Genomic DNA, 15286 nt, shown 5'->3' on the forward strand with positions numbered 1-15286 from the left:
ACCGTGGCCGCCGTGGCGAGCGTGGCCTCCGCGGTGAGCGCGGGTCAGAAGCCCTGGGAACGCCGCGCGAGCGCCGCCGCCTGCCCGCGATCCCGACAGCCGGTCTTGGCGAGCAGCCTGCTGACGTGCGACTTCACCGTGTGCTCGGAGACGGCCAGGCGCTCGGCTATCTCCAGGTTGTTCAGGCCCTCGCCCACCAGCTCGAGCACGCTGCGCTCGCGCCCGGTGAGGCCGACCAACCGGGCGGCGTCCGAGGCGTCCACCGGGCGGCTGGCCCGGCTGGCCACATAGCCGTCGATCACCCGGCGGGCCACGCTGGGACTCAGGGAGCCGTCGCCGCGCGCGGTCGCCCGCACGCCGCTGAGCACCTCCTCGTAGGAACTGCTCTTGAGCAGGAAGCCGCTGGCCCCCGCGCCCAGCGCCTCGTCGATGTACTCGTCGGCGCTGAAGGTCGTCAGCATCAGCACCCGGGTGCCGTCACCCCCCAGGAGCCGCTTGTCCGCGAGCTCGCCGAGAACCCAGATCCCGTCGCCCGAGGGCATCCGCACATCGAGCAGCAGGACATCGGGCCTGAGCTCCACACAGAGCTGAACGGCCTCGTGGCCGTCCCCGGCCCCGCCGACCACGGCCAGATCCCGCTGGGTCTCCAGGATCAGTCGCAATCCCTCGCGGACCACCGGCTCGTCGTCCGCTATCACCACGGAGATGCGCGCATGGGCTACCGCCATGCCGACCGCCCTCCGGCCTTCCCCGTACGAGAACAGTGGTCACGCATGCACGAACTTCCCCCCGTTGTGGGTCCTGAGACCACGGCCGCCGAGACGCGTCCCCCGCGCTCGGCCGTGGACGCACGAGCCGAATCGATGGATAGTTGAGGCCGCAACCAGTGGGCAACCCGCCTGCGCCCGGGACCACTTGGCGGAAGCATCATCACACAGCTGGATCTCGGTAAACCACTCCCTTGTTCGATTTGGGGTGTGCGTCCCGCTCGGCGTCGAGAAGCGGTCCGTCACGTCGGGCCGGGCGCCATAACGGCCGATGCGGGGTTGACAAACGCCGCGTCCTATCCCTCCCGGGGGCGCCGGAACCAAGGGATGAGCGCTCCCTCATCCTGGAGAGTGAAGCCTGCCGACCCGATGCGTCCTTGGCGGCGATGACCGCCCGCTCGCACATGTGTTTTCATGAGGCAGGCCCGGTTATTCCCGGTAGCCACACGAGTTGACCACTCATCCACCACACCAGGCTCACGTCGCAGGGCGTGAGGCCCCGTTCGGTGCCCGCGGAATCCCTGGGGTCGTCGCTCGGCTTCGGTCCGGCGGCTGACGACCCAGCCCGCGAGGACTCACGGAAAACAGAACAGGCGCTACGCATCAGAGAATTCGTGCCACCCCAGCGGAGAATACATGCGTACCGAGTCGGCCGACACAATTCGCACCGTCCTCCTCGATGACGAGGGGCTCGCGAGAGAAAGCTTCAGCAGCGTCCTCAGCCAGGAAGAAGGCGTGGAACTCATCGGCTCCACGGATTCTCCGTGGGATGCCCTGGCCTTGGCGGAGAGATCCGCGGCGCACATTATTCTCACCGACGTGATCGTCGGGCACGAGAAGGCCCTCGAAGTGGTCGGGGGAGCCACCGGACTCGGGGCCAAGATCGTGGTGATCACCCATCAGGAATCGGAACATCACCTCTCCCGTGCGCTCAAGCTCGGCGCCCGCGGCTACCTGCTGAAGTGGACGACCCGGCAGGAACTGACCGCCGCGATCCGCGCGGTGGCATCCGGAAACGCCTATATCTGCCCTCCCATGGCCAGCCTCCTGCTGGACCGCTTCAAGATCCTGCCGCCGCTCAGCGGCCCGCACGAGACGGCGTTCCCCGAACTGAGCGAGCGTGAGGTCCAGGTGCTCAAGGACATCGCCCTCGGCATGTCCAACCACGAGATCGCCCAGGACCTGAGCCTCACCATCGCCACGGTCAAGTCGCACGTCTCCAACGTCCTCGCCAAGCTGGGCCTCCGGGACCGGCTCCAGGCGGGGATCCTCGCCCACCGTAAGGGATTGACCAGGAACTGAGCACTGTGGATGTCCACACTTCTCTGCTGAGTGACACCACCCGGGGTCAGGAGGGCGACCCCAGTGCCATCGACCGGCCGTCCTGCCAGTGTGGGAGCGGGACGACCGGCCGGGCCCGGCACGAGCACGGCACATCGGTGGGGTCGGGGAAGACGAGGCGGAGGAGGGGATCGCGATGGACACGGGGCACGCCCTGGAAACGGTGGCTCAGGCACAGCACCTGGCATACCTGGTGCTCTTCACCGCGACCGCCACGCCCTTCGCGCCCAATGCCGCCCTGGTGATGGGCGCGGGGGCCCTGGCGGCCCACGGACATCTCTCGCTGCTCCTGGTGGGACTCTCGGTGCTCGCGGGCACCCTCGTGGGCGACCTCGTTGTCTACGCGGTGGGCCGCAGATTGCGTCGCGGGGGACCGGGCCCACCGGTCCCCGCCCACCCCGGGGACGGGCGCGTCCGGGCGCGGCTTGCCTGGCTGCGCCGGATGACCGAGCGGGCGGCTGCCGGGCTGCACCGGCGCGGCGGGGCGATCCTCGTCCCGCTGCGCTTCGTGCCCGGCGGCAGGGCCACGGGCTCGGCGGCCGCCGGGCTCAGCGGCTACCCGATATCCCGGTATGCCGCGGCGGCCATGGTGGCCGAGCTGGCCTGGACCGGGATCTATGTGGGCGCGGGCTACGGCGGCGGCAGCGCCGTCGCCGGGCCGGTGCCCGCGCTCGCCGCCGCCGGAATCGCCCTCGCCACCGCCCTCCTCCTACGATGGCACCGTGCCCGCCGGGGCCCCGCGACCGAGCGCGGCTTCGCCGTCGTCGGCGCACATTCACTCTTGTCAACTCGGTTGGGAGAGAAGGCGGATGCCATGCCGACCCGCTGACCGGCGGCCCTCGGGAGGAGTCCGGTGAGCGGGCCCGGAGCCCGTCGGCCCGTCACCGGCACCCTCATCAGGACGGTCCACGCGCTGCTGGACGCCCTCGTCGGGATACCGGCGCTGCTGGCCCTTGTCGCCCTGCCGGTCCTCCGGCGGGCGAAGCGTCACCGAGGGCGGCGGGAGAAGCTGCTCCTGACCGCCGCCCGCCTGGAGCGGCGGCGGCTGCTCGCCTCCGGGATCGCCTCGGTCACCGACCCGCTCAAGGACATCGCCCGGATCCGCCCCGAGGCCCGCCAGGACGTGGTCGCCGACGCCATGGACCGCACGCACACCTGGCTCGTGACCCGCGCGCTGGTCGGCGCCCCGCTCGGGCTCGCCGTGCTGGTCGCCTGGTCGGCCGGGATCGCGCTGGCCGCCTCCTCGCTCCTCGGCCCGGGCCACGCGGTGCTGACCGAGGCGGCCCGGGTGATCGCGGGCCTCGTCCTGCTCGGCCTGGCGCCCTGGCTCGCGGGCGCGTTGGCCTCCTGGGACGCGCGCGTCGCCGGGCGCCTGCTCGGCCCCGGTGAGCCGACCCGGCTCGCGGCCCGGGTGGACGCGTTGATCAGGTCCAGGGCCTCGGTGGTCGAGGCGGTGGACGCCGAGCGCCGCCGGATCGAGCGCGACCTCCACGACGGCGTGCAGCAGCAGCTGGTGGCCCTGGCGCTGCTGCTCGCCACCGCCAAGCGGGCCGCGGCCAGGTCGCCTGCCACGCTCCCCGAGGGCGCGGCGCCCACCGGCCCCGACGTGCTGCCCACCCTTGACCGCGCCCACGAGAACGCCCTCCAGGCGCTGACCGAGCTACGGGACGTGGCCTGGCGGGTCTATCCGGCGATCCTCGACGAGCGCGGCCTGGACGCGGCGCTCTCCGCGCTCGCCGAGCGCTCCGCCGTGCCGATACGGATCGACCACCGGCTGCCCTGGCGCCTGCCGTCCGGCGTCGAGCCGGTCGCGTACTTCGCGGTTTCCGAGGCCGTGACCAACGCCGCCAAGCACGCCGGGGCCGATCTGATCCAGGTCACCATCGAGGCCGTGGGCGACCGGGCGCTGATCACCGTCGAGGACAACGGTGTGGGGGGCGCCGACCCCACGGGGGCCGGGCTGTCCGGGCTGATGCGCCGGGTCGGCGCCGTGGAGGGCAAGATGACCGTGACCAGTCCGGTGGGCGGCCCCACCGTGATCACCGTGGAGCTGCCGTGCGTGTCGTGATCGCCGAGGATTCCGTGCTGCTGAGGGAGGGGGTCGCCAGGCTGCTCGAGGACGAGGGCCACCACGTGGTGGCCAAGGCGGGGGACGGCGAGGAGCTGCTCGCCGAGGTGGCCCGGCACACCCCCGACGTCGCCGTCGTCGACGTCAGGATGCCGCCCACACACACGGACGAGGGCCTGAGAGCGGCGTTGACGATCCGTGAGCGATGGCCGGGGATGGGGGTGCTGGTGCTCTCCCAGTATGTCGAGGAGCGGTACGCCACCGAGCTGCTCACCGCCGACGCGGGTGGCATCGGCTATCTGCTGAAGGACCGGGTGGCCCGCGTCGAGGAGTTCATGGACGCACTCACCCGGGTCGCAGAGGGCGGCAGTGCGCTCGACCCCGTGGTGGTCCGCCAGTTGTTCGCCCGCAGCCGCCGCTCCGATCCGCTCTCCCGCCTCACCGAGCGGGAGAGCACCATTCTCGGTCTGATGGCCGAGGGGCACACGAATGAATCGATCGCCCGGCAGATCTATGTCTCCAACAGCGCCGTGGAGAAGCACGTGGCCTCCATTTTCAGAAAGCTGGAGCTCGATGCCGCCGAGGGGGCGAGCCGTCGCATTCTCGCCGTGGTCAGGTATTTGAAGTCGTGAGCGCCGCCGCCTCACCGCCGCCGGTGGAGGACCCGGTGGGGGACCGGGTGGCGGACGGCCCCCCGGCCCCCGACCGGCGGCTCCTGCTGCTCGGCTCGCTGGCCAGCGCGCTGGTGGTCCTGCTGTTGAGCACCTTCATCGCCTCCCATCTCACCCGCACCACCGAGACCCGGAGCACCACCCACCCCGGCGCGTTCGACCGGGTCGCGGTCACCGTGAGCGGCGATGCCACCGTGCGCGGCACCGACGCCGAGGCGGTCGAGGCCGAGTGGTCGCTCTCCTGGTCGCTGTTCCGCCCCGAGGTCTCCGCACGGCGCGACGGGGACACCCTGCGGCTCTCGCTCTCATGCCCCGGGCTGCCGGGACAGGACTGCGACGCCTCGGTGGCGCTCAGGGTCCCCGCGACCGCCGCCGTGGACATCACGGCCCCCGGCACCATCGACGTGGCCGGGATCACCGGCGGCGTCCGGGCGTCGGGCCAGGCCGGGCCCATCCGACTCGCCGATGTGGCGGGCCCGTTGGAGCTGCGCGGCAGGGACGGCACGATCACGGGTGACCGGCTGGGTGGCGGCCCCGCCGAGGTGAGGACGCGAGACGGCGCCATCGCCCTGCGCTTCGCCGAGCCGCCCGATGCCCTCGCCGTGGACACCAGGGACGGCTCCGTCGAGCTGGCCCTGCCCGAGGTGGCCCAGGGGTACGCCGTGGAGACCACAGGGCGTGGAGGGGAGGCCGAGGTCTCCTTCCCCTCGAGCCCCGATTCGGGACGGTCGGTGCGGGTGGGCACCCGGGACGGCGCGGTGGCGGTGGGCCTCACCGGCTGAGCCGTGCGCAGGGACCGCGGCCTGCCCTACCGAGGGCGGAATGGGGTTCAATCCTTCGATCGATGAATTCGGACCCCCCTCTTCCCTACAGTTTCCCGGTGTGACGACAAGCGATGAGCTGACGGCCCGGACCGCGGAATCCGGCACACCGAAGCTTGCGGGCCGCAAGAAGGCCGCGCTGGCGGGGTTGGCCATCGCGTTGCTCCTCGCGGTTCTCGACCAGACCATTGTCGCGACGGCGTTGCCCGCCATCGCCCGGGAATTCCACAGCACCGGATCCGTCTCCTGGGTGGTGACCGCCTATCTGATCACCACCGTCGCCTCCGCGCCCCTCCACGGAAAGCTGGGGGACCTCTACGGCCGCCGCCCGGTGTTCCTGGCGGCGGTCGGCCTGTTCGTCGTCGCCTCCGCCCTGGCGGGCGCCGCCAACAGCCTCGGCATGCTGATCGCGATGCGCGCCCTCCAAGGACTGGGCGGCGGGGGCCTGATGAACCTGGCCACCGCGGGCTTCGCCGACCTCGTCCCCGCCGCCGAGCGCGGCCGGGTCCAGGGGTACACCGGCGGCGTCTTCGCCCTCGGCAGCATCGGGGGCCCGCTGCTCGGCGGTCTGTTCGCCGAACACCTCAGCTGGCGCTGGATCTTCTACGTCAACGTCCCGCTCGGCCTGGGCTGTCTGATCCTCACCTATGTCACCTTCCGGGTCGCCCACACCCCCCGGAGCCGCCCCACCGCGCGCTCCGTCGACTTCGCGGGCGCCGCGCTCCTGGCCACCGGCGTCACCGCGATGCTGCTGGTCACCGTCTGGGGCGGCGCGCGCTTCGCGTGGGGCTCCTGGCAGATCCTCGCCCTGACCGGCGCCACGCTCACGCTGGGCGCGCTGTTCGTGCTCAGGGAGAGCCGCGCGGCCGAGCCGCTGCTGCCGCTCCGGCTGTTCCGCGACCCCGTGTTCCGGCTCGGCGTGCCCTCCTCAGGGCTGCTCGGTGTCGCGCTCTACGGAACGATCGTGTATGTCCCGCAGTTCTTCGAGGTCACCAGGGGAGCCAGCCCAAGCCAGGCCGGTCTCGCCCTCGTGCCCACCATGGCGCTGGCCATCATCGCCGGGATGGGCTCCGCGATGCGGGTCTCCTCCACCGGCCGCTACCGGTCGTTCCCCGTCGTCGGCTCGCTGCTGATCACCGGCGGGTTCCTGGGGCTGACGCGGCTCACGGCCGACACCCCGCTCTGGCTGGTCTTCTGCTTCCTCGCGCTGCTCGGCGTGGGCGTCGGCCTCCACATGCAGCTGATGGTCTTCATCGTGCAGAACGCCGTCGCGCACGCCGACATGGGCACCGCGACCGCCGCCACCATGTTCTTCCGCGCGCTCGGCGGCGCCCTCGGCACCGCGCTGTTCAGCACCCTGCTGATCCGCGGTCTCGACGAACGGCTGGCCGACACCGCCCCCGAGATCGACCCCGACGATGCCTACAACGCCGTCACGCACCACGGCGGCGGCCTCGCCGAGTCCGCGCGCCCCGCCGTGGAGGAGGCGTTCGCGGCCTCCATCCACCTGGTGTTCCTCGCGGCGCTGCCGTTCGCCGCGCTGATGCTCCTGCTCGCCCTATTCATTCCGGCCGTCCCGCTGCGCAGGACGGTGGACGACAGCGCCAAGGACGCCACGCGTCCCGCGTGACGCCTTCCGTCCGAGGAGGACACCCATGCCCCTTGTGCCCACCGTGCTCGGTCCTGTCGACGCGGACGACCTCGGCCCGACCCTGATGCACGAGCACCTCTTCGTCCTCTCCCCCGAGTACGTCCGCGATTACGGGGCGGGGACCTGGTGGGACGAGGACGAACGCGTCGCCGACGCCGCCGCCAAGCTGCGGGCCGTCCGCGACCTGGGGATCCGCACCGTGGTGGACCAGACGGTGCAGGGCATAGGCCGCGACATCCGGCTGATCCGCCGGGTCGCCGAGCTGGTCCCCGACCTGCACATCGTCGTGGCGACCGGCCTGTACACGTTCAACGCGCTGCCCCAGCACTACGCGTTCCGCGGCCCCGGCGGGCTGATCGACATGCCGGACCCGATGATCGGCGACTTCACCCGGGACCTGGTGGAGGGGATAGCCGACACCGGGATCAGGGCCGCGTTGCTCAAGTTCTGTGTGGAGGCGGACGGTCTGACGCCGGGGGTGGAGCGCGTGGCCGTCGCGGTGGCGCGCGTCCACCGGGAGACCGGCGCGCCCATCAGCGTCCACACCGACAGCGGCAGCCGGAGCGGGCTGCTCGCCCTCGAGGTCCTGGGACGGGAGTCGGTCGACCCGGCCAGGGTGCTGATCGGTCACGCCGGGGACAGCACCGACCTGGACTATCTGACTCGGCTGGCGGACACCGGCGCGACGCTGGGCATGGACCGGTTCGGCCTGGCGCTGTTCGGCGGCCTGGAGGAGCGGGTGGAGACCGTCGCGGCGCTCGCCGCGCGCGGCTACGCGGACCGCATGGTGCTCTCGCACGACGCGCACTGCTTCCCCGACTACCTCGCGCCCGACCCGGACGCGATCAAGGCCCGCGCCCTGCCCGACTGGCACTTCGGCCACATCGGCGAGCGTGTGCTGCCGATGCTCCGCGAGCGCGGCGTGGACGAGAAGGACATCCAGCGGATGCTCGTGGACAACCCCCGCCGCTTCCTCGGCGCCTGACGGGCCGCGCTCCCGATGGCCACCACGCAGGGCGAGCGGTCCGCGGGGCCACGGCGGATGCGGGTCATGGCGCGAGCCCTCGGGCCCGCGTTCGTCGCCGCTGTCGCCTATGTGGACCCGGGCAACTTCGCCACCAACATCGAGAGCGGCAGCACCTACGGGTATCTGCTGCTCTGGGTCGTGATCGGCGCGGGACTCGCCGCGATGCCCGTGCAGTTCCTCTCGGCCAAGCTGGGCATCGTCACCGGGCTCAGCCTGCCGGAGGCCTGCCGGGAGCGGTTCCCCAGGGCGACCTCACGGGCCCTGTGGGTGCAGGCGGAGCTGATGGCGATGGCCACCGACCTCGCCGAGTTCATGGGGACCGCCATCGCCCTCGACCTGCTGTTCGGCATGGAGCCCACGGCGGCGGTCCTGCTCACGGCCGCGCTCTCCTATCTGATGCTCGGCGTACAGCGGCGCAGGAGCCGCCCGTTCGAGGTGGCCGTCGCCGTGATGCTCGGGCTGATGTGCGCGGGGTTCGGCTATCTGATCGCCCGCTCGGGGGTGGACGGCGGCGCGGCGGTGGCCGGGCTCGTGCCGTCGCCCGCCGACAACCACGCGGTGCTCCTGGCGCTCGGCATCGTCGGCGCCACCGTGATGCCGCACGCCATCTACCTGCACTCGGCGCTCGTCCGCCGCGATCACCTGGGTGGCACGGCCCGGGACACCCGACGGGCCCTGCGCGCCGAGCGGTTCGACGTGCTGGTGGCGCTCAGCCTGGCGGGGGTCATCAACGCCTCGATGCTGCTGGTGGCCGCGGGGGCGTTCCACGACACGGGACTGCCCGAGGTCTCCGCGCTGACCGACGCGCATGCGGCGCTCGGCACCTGGGTGGGTGGCGCGGCGGCGCTGGTGTTCGCGCTGGCGCTCCTGGCCTCGGGCCTCTCGTCCTCCGGGATCGGCACGCTGTCGGGCCAGGTGGTGATGGAGGGCTTCACCGGGGCGCGGATCCCGCTGGTGATCCGCCGGAGCATCACGATGCTGCCCGCGGTGGCGGTGGCGTTCGCGGGCTGGGATCCGACGCAGGCGCTCATCCTCAGCCAGGTGGTGCTGTCCTTCGGGATCGCGCCGGCGCTGATCCCGCTGCTGATGATCACCTCCGACCGCTCGGTGATGGGGTGCCACGCCAACGGCCGGAGGGCCGTGGCCGGCTACGCGGCGCTGGCGGGCGGCATCGTCCTCCTCAACGTCCATCTGCTCGTCCAGCACGTGCTGTAGGGCCCGGGCCCGGGAGCGGCTCAGCAACCCTTGGGCTCAGCAGCCCTTGAGCTCAGGAGCCCCCGGATCCGCGGGTGCGGCGGCGCGAGGCCGCGATGTCGGCCACCACCAGGGTGAGCACGACGACCAGGAAGCCGTTGGCCAACACCGCGGCGCCGTCCTCGATGACATCGCCCGCCAGGCCGCCGAGGCCGACGAACAGCAGGCTCCAGCCCACCGCCCCGAGGGCGTGCCAGAGCAGGAACCGCCGGAAGGGCATGCGGGTGACGCCGGCCAGCGCGGGCAGCACCTCGCGGCGGAAGCGGGTGAACCGGGAGAGGAATATCGCCGCGCGGGCGTGGTCCACCAGGAACCGCTGGGCGCTCAGCAGCCGTTCGCGCCGGAGGACCAGCGTGCGGTAGCCGAGGGCGGTGGCGCCCTGGCGCCCGCCCATCCGGTAGGCGACGCAGCCCGCGGCGACGGCGGCGGCCGTCACCACGGCCAGCATGTGCGGCAGGGAGACATGGAAGTCCAGGGCGCCGGTGGTGGCGGCGCCGCCGAAGAGGGCGGCGGTCTCCCCGGGGATCACATGGCGGACCAGGACGGAGCCCTCGGCGAACACGATGAGGGCGACCAGCAGATAGGCGGCCAGGGTCGGCACCGCGATGACGCCGCCGGACAGCTGGGTCATCGATGCCCCCGGGAGGGCGGACGGGCGGGCGGCGGCACGGTGGAGGGTACGTCGGGCACGTGGCGGCTCCGGGAGCGCTGGGCGGACGTGGGAACGGCGTGGTCACCGGCTACCACCACGGTACGGAACCCATGGCACCGGCGCCGTTCCCCTGTCCCCACCGAAGTGTGTGGACATCCGCACTTCTTGGGCGCCCTCGGAGCGGCGGACGCGACCGGGCGGCCGACGGAAGTCGGCCGCCCGGTCGTCGCGCGCCTGGTCTCAGGCGGTGATCGTGGCCTTCCTGACGCGCTCCACCACGTCGCCCACGGTGTGCAGCTCCTTCAACTCGTCGTCGCTCAGCTCGACCTTGAACTTCTCGCCCACGGCCACGGCGACCTCGATGAGGGCGAGCGAGTCGATGTCGAGGTCCTCGATCAGGTGTTTCTCCGGCGTCACCTGGCCGGCGGGAATTCCCGTGACCTCCTCGACGATTTCGGCAACCGATTCGACAATGGCTTTCTCGGACACCCGGGTCTCCCGATCTCGTGTGGACATGCCTGGACGTGCGCGGACGTGCGCGGACAGTGCGGTGAACGGTGTGGTGAACGGTGGGGTGGGCGGTGGGGTGGACGGAGAGGCGGGCGTGCCCGGGGGAGAGGTGCCGACGAGGCGCGGTGGCCGACGTTCCCCGCCGCTCATGAGGCGTTCCGCGCCGCCCGCCTGGCCTCGGCGGCGGCGAATCGCTCCGACTGGACGGACGCCTGCTTGTCGAGGATCTCCAGATGGTCGGCCAGCCCCTCGCGGGCCTTCTCGGCCGACTCGTCCAGACCCTCGATGTCGAAGAGCCGCCAGTGCTTGAGCAGCGGCTGGACCACCTCGTCGTGATGGATGGACAGGTTGTAGATCCCCGAGCGGGCGATGACCATCGACTTCCGCGTGAAGTTGGGGATGACCGTGCCCGGCATGGCGAAGCCGGTGATCTCCGAGCAGATGGCGCGCACGGTCGCGGACGGGTCGATCTCAAGACCGGCCGTCACCAGCGACCGGTAGAAGATCATGTGCAGGTTCTCGTCGGCGGCCACCCGCGTCAGCAGGTGGTCGGCGATCGGATCGTCCACGAAGCGCCCGGTGTTGCGGTGGGCGATCCGGGTGGCCAGCTCCTGGAGCGAGACATAGGCCAGCGACTCGAGCGGCCCCGGGCGGTCGCTGTGGTGGCCGAGCTGCATCACCGCCATCCGCTCGGCCTCCAGCGCGTCGGGGTCGAGCGCCCTGGTGACCAGCAGATAGTCCCGGATGCACATGGCGTGGCGGCCCTCCTCGGCCGTCCACCGCCCCACCCAGGTGCCCCAGGCGCCGTCCCTGCCGAAGCGGTTGGCGATCTCCCGGTGGTAGCTGGGGAGGTTGTCCTCCGTCAGCAGGTTGACCTCGAGGGCGATCCGCGCCTCCGGGGTCAGCCGCGACTGGTCGGGGTGCCAGGGCTGCTCGACGAAGTCGCGCCCCTCCTCCCACGGCACGTACTCGTGCGGCATCCACTCCTTGGCCAGGGACAGATGGCGGTTGAGGTTCCGCTCGACCACAGGTTCGAGCTCGGCCAGCACGTCGACTCTCACGACGACCTCCTGAGGACGAGGACCACGTTGTGTCCGCCGAAGCCGAAGGAGGTCGACAGGGCGGCGGCGGGGCTGGCCGACCGGGGGCGGTCGGTGACGAGGTCGAGCTCCACCTCGGGGGCGGGCTCGGCGAGGTTCCTGGTCGCGGGGATCAGCGAGTCCCGCAGGCTGAGCACGGTGAAGATGGCCTCGACCGCGCCCGCCGCGCCCAGCAGATGGCCGGTGGACGCCTTGGTGGCGGTGACCGCCGGGCCGTTCCCCATCGCCCGCCGAAGCGCCCGCGCCTCGGTGATGTCCCCGGCCGGGGTGCCGGTGGCGTGCGCGTTGACATAGCTGATGTCGGCGGGGACGAGGTCGGCGTCGGCCAGCGCCTGGTCGATGGCCCGCACCTGCCCTTCCGCGTCGGGGGTGGTCATGTCGGTGGCGTCCGATGTGACGCTGGCGCCGGCGAGCACGGCGTACTCCCTGGCCCCTCTGGCGCGCGCGAAGTCGTCGCGCTCCAGCACCACCACGCCCGCGCCCTCGGCCATCACGAAGCCGTCGCGGTCCCGGTCGAACGGCCGGGACGCCTGCTCGGGGGCGTCGTTGCGGGTGGAGAGCGCGCCCATGCGCGCGAACCCGCCGATGGACAGCGGATGCAGGCAGGCGTCGGTGCCGCCCGCGACCACCACGTCGGCGCGGCCCGCCCTGATCAGCATCGCGCCGACCGCGAGCGCCTCGGCCCCGGACGCGCAGGCGCTGGTGGGGGCGTGGGTCCCGGCCCTGGCGCCCAGCTCGATGCTCACCACGGCCGCCGCCGCGTTGGGCATCAGGCGCGGCACGGTGAACGGCGACAGCATCCGGGGGCCGTGTGCCTCCAGCCGGTCGTCCTGGTCGAGCATGGTCAACGCGCCGCCTATGCCGGTGCCGACGACCACCGCGAGCCGTTCGGGCTCCACCGCGGGTGCGCCCGCGTCGGCCCATGCCTCCCTCGCGGCGACCAGCGCGGTCTCCTGGCTGCGGTCGAGCCTGCGGCGCTGCACCCGGTCGATGATGGCGGCCGGGTCCTTGCACAGCGTTCCGGCGATCCGCACCGGGAGTTGCTCGGCCCACGGGGTCTCCAACTCGGTGACCCCCGACTCCCCGGCGAGCAGCGCGGACCAGCTGGTGGGGACGTCGCCGCCGAGGGGGGTCGTCGCCCCCATGCCGGTCACCACCACGTCGGGCCGTCCGCGGACGTGCCGGCCCCGAGCCGGTGAATCATCACGTCTGTCCATCACAGCACACCCCTTCCTCGGGCGTCCTCACGGGAATTGCCTTTCCCGCGTGACCGGTGGCTCTCGACGAGAAGCCTGAACGGCCGCTTCGAGTAGGAAAGGCTACTGAAAACGCGGCATGCGGCAGAAGGCACTCAGGGAGGAATGAAAACCCGTCCACGGACGAAGTCGGAATCGCTCCGATGAACGAGCGGGACTCATACCGAAGCATGAGGGATTCCTCTTCCAAGGGCGGTTGTCCGGGCCGGTGTTCCCGCCCCTAAGATGTTCAGGCGCCGACGAGAATGACCGAATCCGAGTCACGTCGCGGAATTCCAGCTCGAATTGACTGCTCCCTCGAATGAGAGGCCCGGCATGGTGCAGAGCACTTCCCTTACCCCGGCGCGCTCGGAGTCGGCGCCCCCCGCCGAGGACGAGCCCCGCTGGCTCACGTTGATCGACATGTGCCGGGCCAGGGCGGCCGATGAGACCGACCGGAAGTATTTCTCGTTCCTCGAACACGGCGAGGAGGAGAGCGATTTCCTGACGCCGGGTGAGGTCGACCGGCTGGCGCGCGCCATCGCCGTCACGCTGCTCGAACACGCGCCCGCCGGTTCCCGGGTCCTGCTGAACTACCCGCCGGGGCTCGCGTTCGTCCCCGCGTTCTTCGGCTGCCTGTACGCCGGGATGATCGCGGTGCCCATCCCGCCCGTCGAAGCGGGCCGCGACGGCGCCAAGACCAGCCGCCTCGAGGCGGTGACCGCGAGCTCCGAGCCCGCGGTCCTCCTGAGCACCGCCGCCACCCTGGCCAAGCTCGAGGCCAGTCAGGCCGTCGCCGAGGCGCTCTCCGGCGTGGCGCGGCTCGCCACCGACACGGTGGACCCGGAGGCGGGGGCCGCCTGGACCGCGCCCGACGTGGACGGCGACACGGTCGCCTACCTCCAGTACTCCTCGGGCTCCACCGGCCTGCCCAAGGGCGTGATGCTCACCCACGCCAACGTCCTCGACAACCTGGCGCTCATCCACGAGAACGGCTCGCGCGGCGAGCTGCCCGAGGGCTCGGCGCCCCCGCCCGTGGTCCTCTGGCTGCCGCTCTTCCACGACATGGGCCTGGTCAACGGGATCCTCCAGCCGCTGTTCGCTGGCTACGAGGTGACGCTGATGCCGCCGCTCGCCTTCGTGCAGCACCCGTTCAACTGGCTGCGCGCCATCTCCGACCGGGGCGAGGCCATCAGCGTGGCCCCGAACTTCGCGTACGAGCTGTGCGTGCGCCGGGTCTCCGACGCGCAGGCGGCCACCCTCGACCTCAGCGGCTGGAAGCTGGCCGCCGTCGGCGCCGAGCCGGTGCGCCCCGACACGCTGGACCGGTTCGTCGAGAAGTTCGGGCCCGCCGGGTTCCACCGGGAGACGTTCTTCCCCTGCTACGGGCTGGCCGAGTCCACCGTGATGGTCAGCGGCGGACCGGCCACCGAGGAGCCGGTGGTGCGGTCGTTCGACGCCGCGGCGCTGGTGGCGGGGAAGCTGCGGCCCGCCGCCCCCGGCGCCAGGGCGCGGCGCCTGGTCGGCTGCGGGCAGATCCAGCCCTCGCTGACGCTGCGCCTGGTCGACCCGGTCACCGGCGAGCTGTGCGCCGACGACGAGATCGGCGAGGTGTACGTCTCGGGGCACAGCGTCGGCACGGGCTACTGGAACGCGCCCGACCTCACGGACGACACCTTCAGGGCGCGGCTGCCCGACGCTCCCGAGCTGCGGTTCCTGCGCACCGGCGACCTCGGGTTCCTCCATGAGGGGCAGCTGTTCATCACCGGGCGCCGCAAGGACGTGATCATCCTCGACGGCCTCAACTACTACCCGCACGACATCGAGGAGTCCGTCTCCCGCTGCCACCACGCCCTTCGCCAGGACCGGGTCTGCGCCTTCTCGGTGGACGACGGCGGGCGGGAGAAGCTCGTGGTGCTGGTCGAGATCGAGCGCCGCCACCGGGTCCTGCGCGCGGGGGAGACCGCCGATGGCGGCGGGCCAGGGGCGCGGAACGCCGTGGCGGCGAGCGAGATCGAGGCCGCGGTGCGCCGTGCCGTCGCCGCCGACCACGCCATCAGGGTCGCCGACACGTTGCTGCTGCGGCCCGGGATCCTCCCCTACACCAGCAGCGCCAAGATCAAGCGCGCCGAGTGCCGCGAGCGCTACGCCGCCGGGAAGTTCGATGCCGACCACCTCGCCTGACCCCG

General features: G+C 72.1%; 14 protein-coding genes. 9 read left to right on the top strand and 5 right to left on the bottom strand.

Going from position 1 to position 15286, the window contains the following annotated elements; translation table 11 throughout:
• Window positions 1-44: 44 nt before the first annotated feature.
• Complete coding sequence (locus D7318_RS00090; RefSeq protein ID WP_120694727.1) at window positions 45-728, bottom strand: response regulator; 684 nt, start codon at window positions 726-728, stop codon at window positions 45-47.
• Window positions 729-1403: 675 nt separating this feature from the next.
• On the opposite strand from D7318_RS00090, the gene D7318_RS00095 reads away from it, so the two are divergent.
• The 8 genes from D7318_RS00095 (at window position 1404) to D7318_RS00125 (ending at window position 9561) form a co-directional block, all read left to right on the top strand.
• Entirely contained in the window at window positions 1404-2069 is a 666-nt protein-coding gene (locus D7318_RS00095) for a LuxR C-terminal-related transcriptional regulator (protein ID WP_120694728.1), read from the top strand.
• Between the two features lie 175 nt (window positions 2070-2244).
• On the top strand, window positions 2245-2937 hold the full coding sequence (locus D7318_RS00100; RefSeq protein ID WP_120744984.1) for a DedA family protein: 693 nt from the start codon (window positions 2245-2247) through the stop codon (window positions 2935-2937).
• A gap of 24 nt (window positions 2938-2961) precedes the next feature.
• A complete protein-coding gene (locus tag D7318_RS00105; protein ID WP_120694730.1) occupies window positions 2962-4176 on the top strand; it encodes a sensor histidine kinase in 1215 nt (404 codons plus the stop codon).
• Window positions 4164-4808 carry a response regulator transcription factor gene (locus D7318_RS00110; RefSeq protein WP_120694731.1) on the top strand — a complete coding sequence of 215 codons (645 nt, stop codon included), beginning with the start codon at window positions 4164-4166 and terminating at the stop codon, window positions 4806-4808. Before D7318_RS00105 ends, D7318_RS00110 begins: the two co-directional genes overlap by 13 nt.
• Window positions 4805-5629 (top strand): DUF4097 family beta strand repeat-containing protein, encoded by an 825-nt coding sequence (locus tag D7318_RS32555; RefSeq protein ID WP_183091252.1) that lies wholly within the window; start codon window positions 4805-4807, stop codon window positions 5627-5629. The genes D7318_RS00110 and D7318_RS32555 overlap by 4 nt, the downstream gene beginning before the upstream one ends.
• A gap of 100 nt (window positions 5630-5729) precedes the next feature.
• Window positions 5730-7298, top strand: coding sequence for an MDR family MFS transporter (locus D7318_RS00115; RefSeq protein ID WP_183091251.1), 1569 nt, complete (start codon window positions 5730-5732; stop codon window positions 7296-7298).
• A 25-nt stretch (window positions 7299-7323) separates the two neighbouring features.
• Window positions 7324-8304 carry a phosphotriesterase family protein gene (locus D7318_RS00120; RefSeq protein WP_120694733.1) on the top strand — a complete coding sequence of 327 codons (981 nt, stop codon included), beginning with the start codon at window positions 7324-7326 and terminating at the stop codon, window positions 8302-8304.
• A 15-nt stretch (window positions 8305-8319) separates the two neighbouring features.
• A complete protein-coding gene (locus D7318_RS00125) occupies window positions 8320-9561 on the top strand; it encodes an Nramp family divalent metal transporter (protein WP_120694734.1) in 1242 nt (413 codons plus the stop codon).
• A 52-nt stretch (window positions 9562-9613) separates the two neighbouring features.
• On the opposite strand, the gene D7318_RS00130 is transcribed toward D7318_RS00125, so the two are convergent.
• From D7318_RS00130 to D7318_RS00150, 4 genes are all read right to left on the bottom strand, one after another.
• A complete protein-coding gene (locus tag D7318_RS00130; RefSeq protein ID WP_120694735.1) occupies window positions 9614-10231 on the bottom strand; it encodes a DedA family protein in 618 nt (205 codons plus the stop codon).
• Between the two features lie 261 nt (window positions 10232-10492).
• On the bottom strand, window positions 10493-10741 hold the full coding sequence (locus D7318_RS00135) for an acyl carrier protein (protein WP_220729452.1): 249 nt from the start codon (window positions 10739-10741) through the stop codon (window positions 10493-10495).
• Window positions 10742-10908: 167 nt separating this feature from the next.
• Complete coding sequence (locus D7318_RS00145) at window positions 10909-11823, bottom strand: acyl-ACP desaturase (RefSeq protein WP_120694737.1); 915 nt, start codon at window positions 11821-11823, stop codon at window positions 10909-10911.
• Window positions 11820-13079: a beta-ketoacyl-[acyl-carrier-protein] synthase family protein gene (locus tag D7318_RS00150; protein WP_120694738.1), complete on the bottom strand. Its 1260-nt coding sequence runs from the start codon at window positions 13077-13079 to the stop codon at window positions 11820-11822. Before D7318_RS00150 ends, D7318_RS00145 begins: the two co-directional genes overlap by 4 nt.
• Before the next feature lie 354 nt (window positions 13080-13433).
• Between D7318_RS00150 and D7318_RS00155 the strand changes: the two genes are divergently transcribed.
• Window positions 13434-15281 (top strand): fatty acyl-AMP ligase, encoded by a 1848-nt coding sequence (locus tag D7318_RS00155; RefSeq protein ID WP_120694739.1) that lies wholly within the window; start codon window positions 13434-13436, stop codon window positions 15279-15281.
• Window positions 15282-15286: the final 5 nt, after the last annotated feature.

It is taken from the genome of Streptomyces radicis (genome assembly GCF_003626575.1).
GTDB lineage: Bacteria > Actinomycetota > Actinomycetes > Streptomycetales > Streptomycetaceae > Streptomyces > Streptomyces radicis.

Coding starts and splice junctions, on each gene's coding strand:
- D7318_RS00130 (WP_120694735.1), bottom strand. CDS start 10,231: ATGACCCAGCTGTCCGGCGGCGTCATCGCGGTGCCGACCCTGGCCGCC.
- D7318_RS00155 (WP_120694739.1), top strand. CDS start 13,434: ATGGTGCAGAGCACTTCCCTTACCCCGGCGCGCTCGGAGTCGGCGCCC.
- D7318_RS00090 (WP_120694727.1), bottom strand. CDS start 728: ATGGCGGTAGCCCATGCGCGCATCTCCGTGGTGATAGCGGACGACGAG.
- D7318_RS00120 (WP_120694733.1), top strand. CDS start 7,324: ATGCCCCTTGTGCCCACCGTGCTCGGTCCTGTCGACGCGGACGACCTC.
- D7318_RS00125 (WP_120694734.1), top strand. CDS start 8,320: ATGGCCACCACGCAGGGCGAGCGGTCCGCGGGGCCACGGCGGATGCGG.
- D7318_RS00100 (WP_120744984.1), top strand. CDS start 2,245: ATGGACACGGGGCACGCCCTGGAAACGGTGGCTCAGGCACAGCACCTG.
- D7318_RS00095 (WP_120694728.1), top strand. CDS start 1,404: ATGCGTACCGAGTCGGCCGACACAATTCGCACCGTCCTCCTCGATGAC.
- D7318_RS00150 (WP_120694738.1), bottom strand. CDS start 13,079: ATGGACAGACGTGATGATTCACCGGCTCGGGGCCGGCACGTCCGCGGA.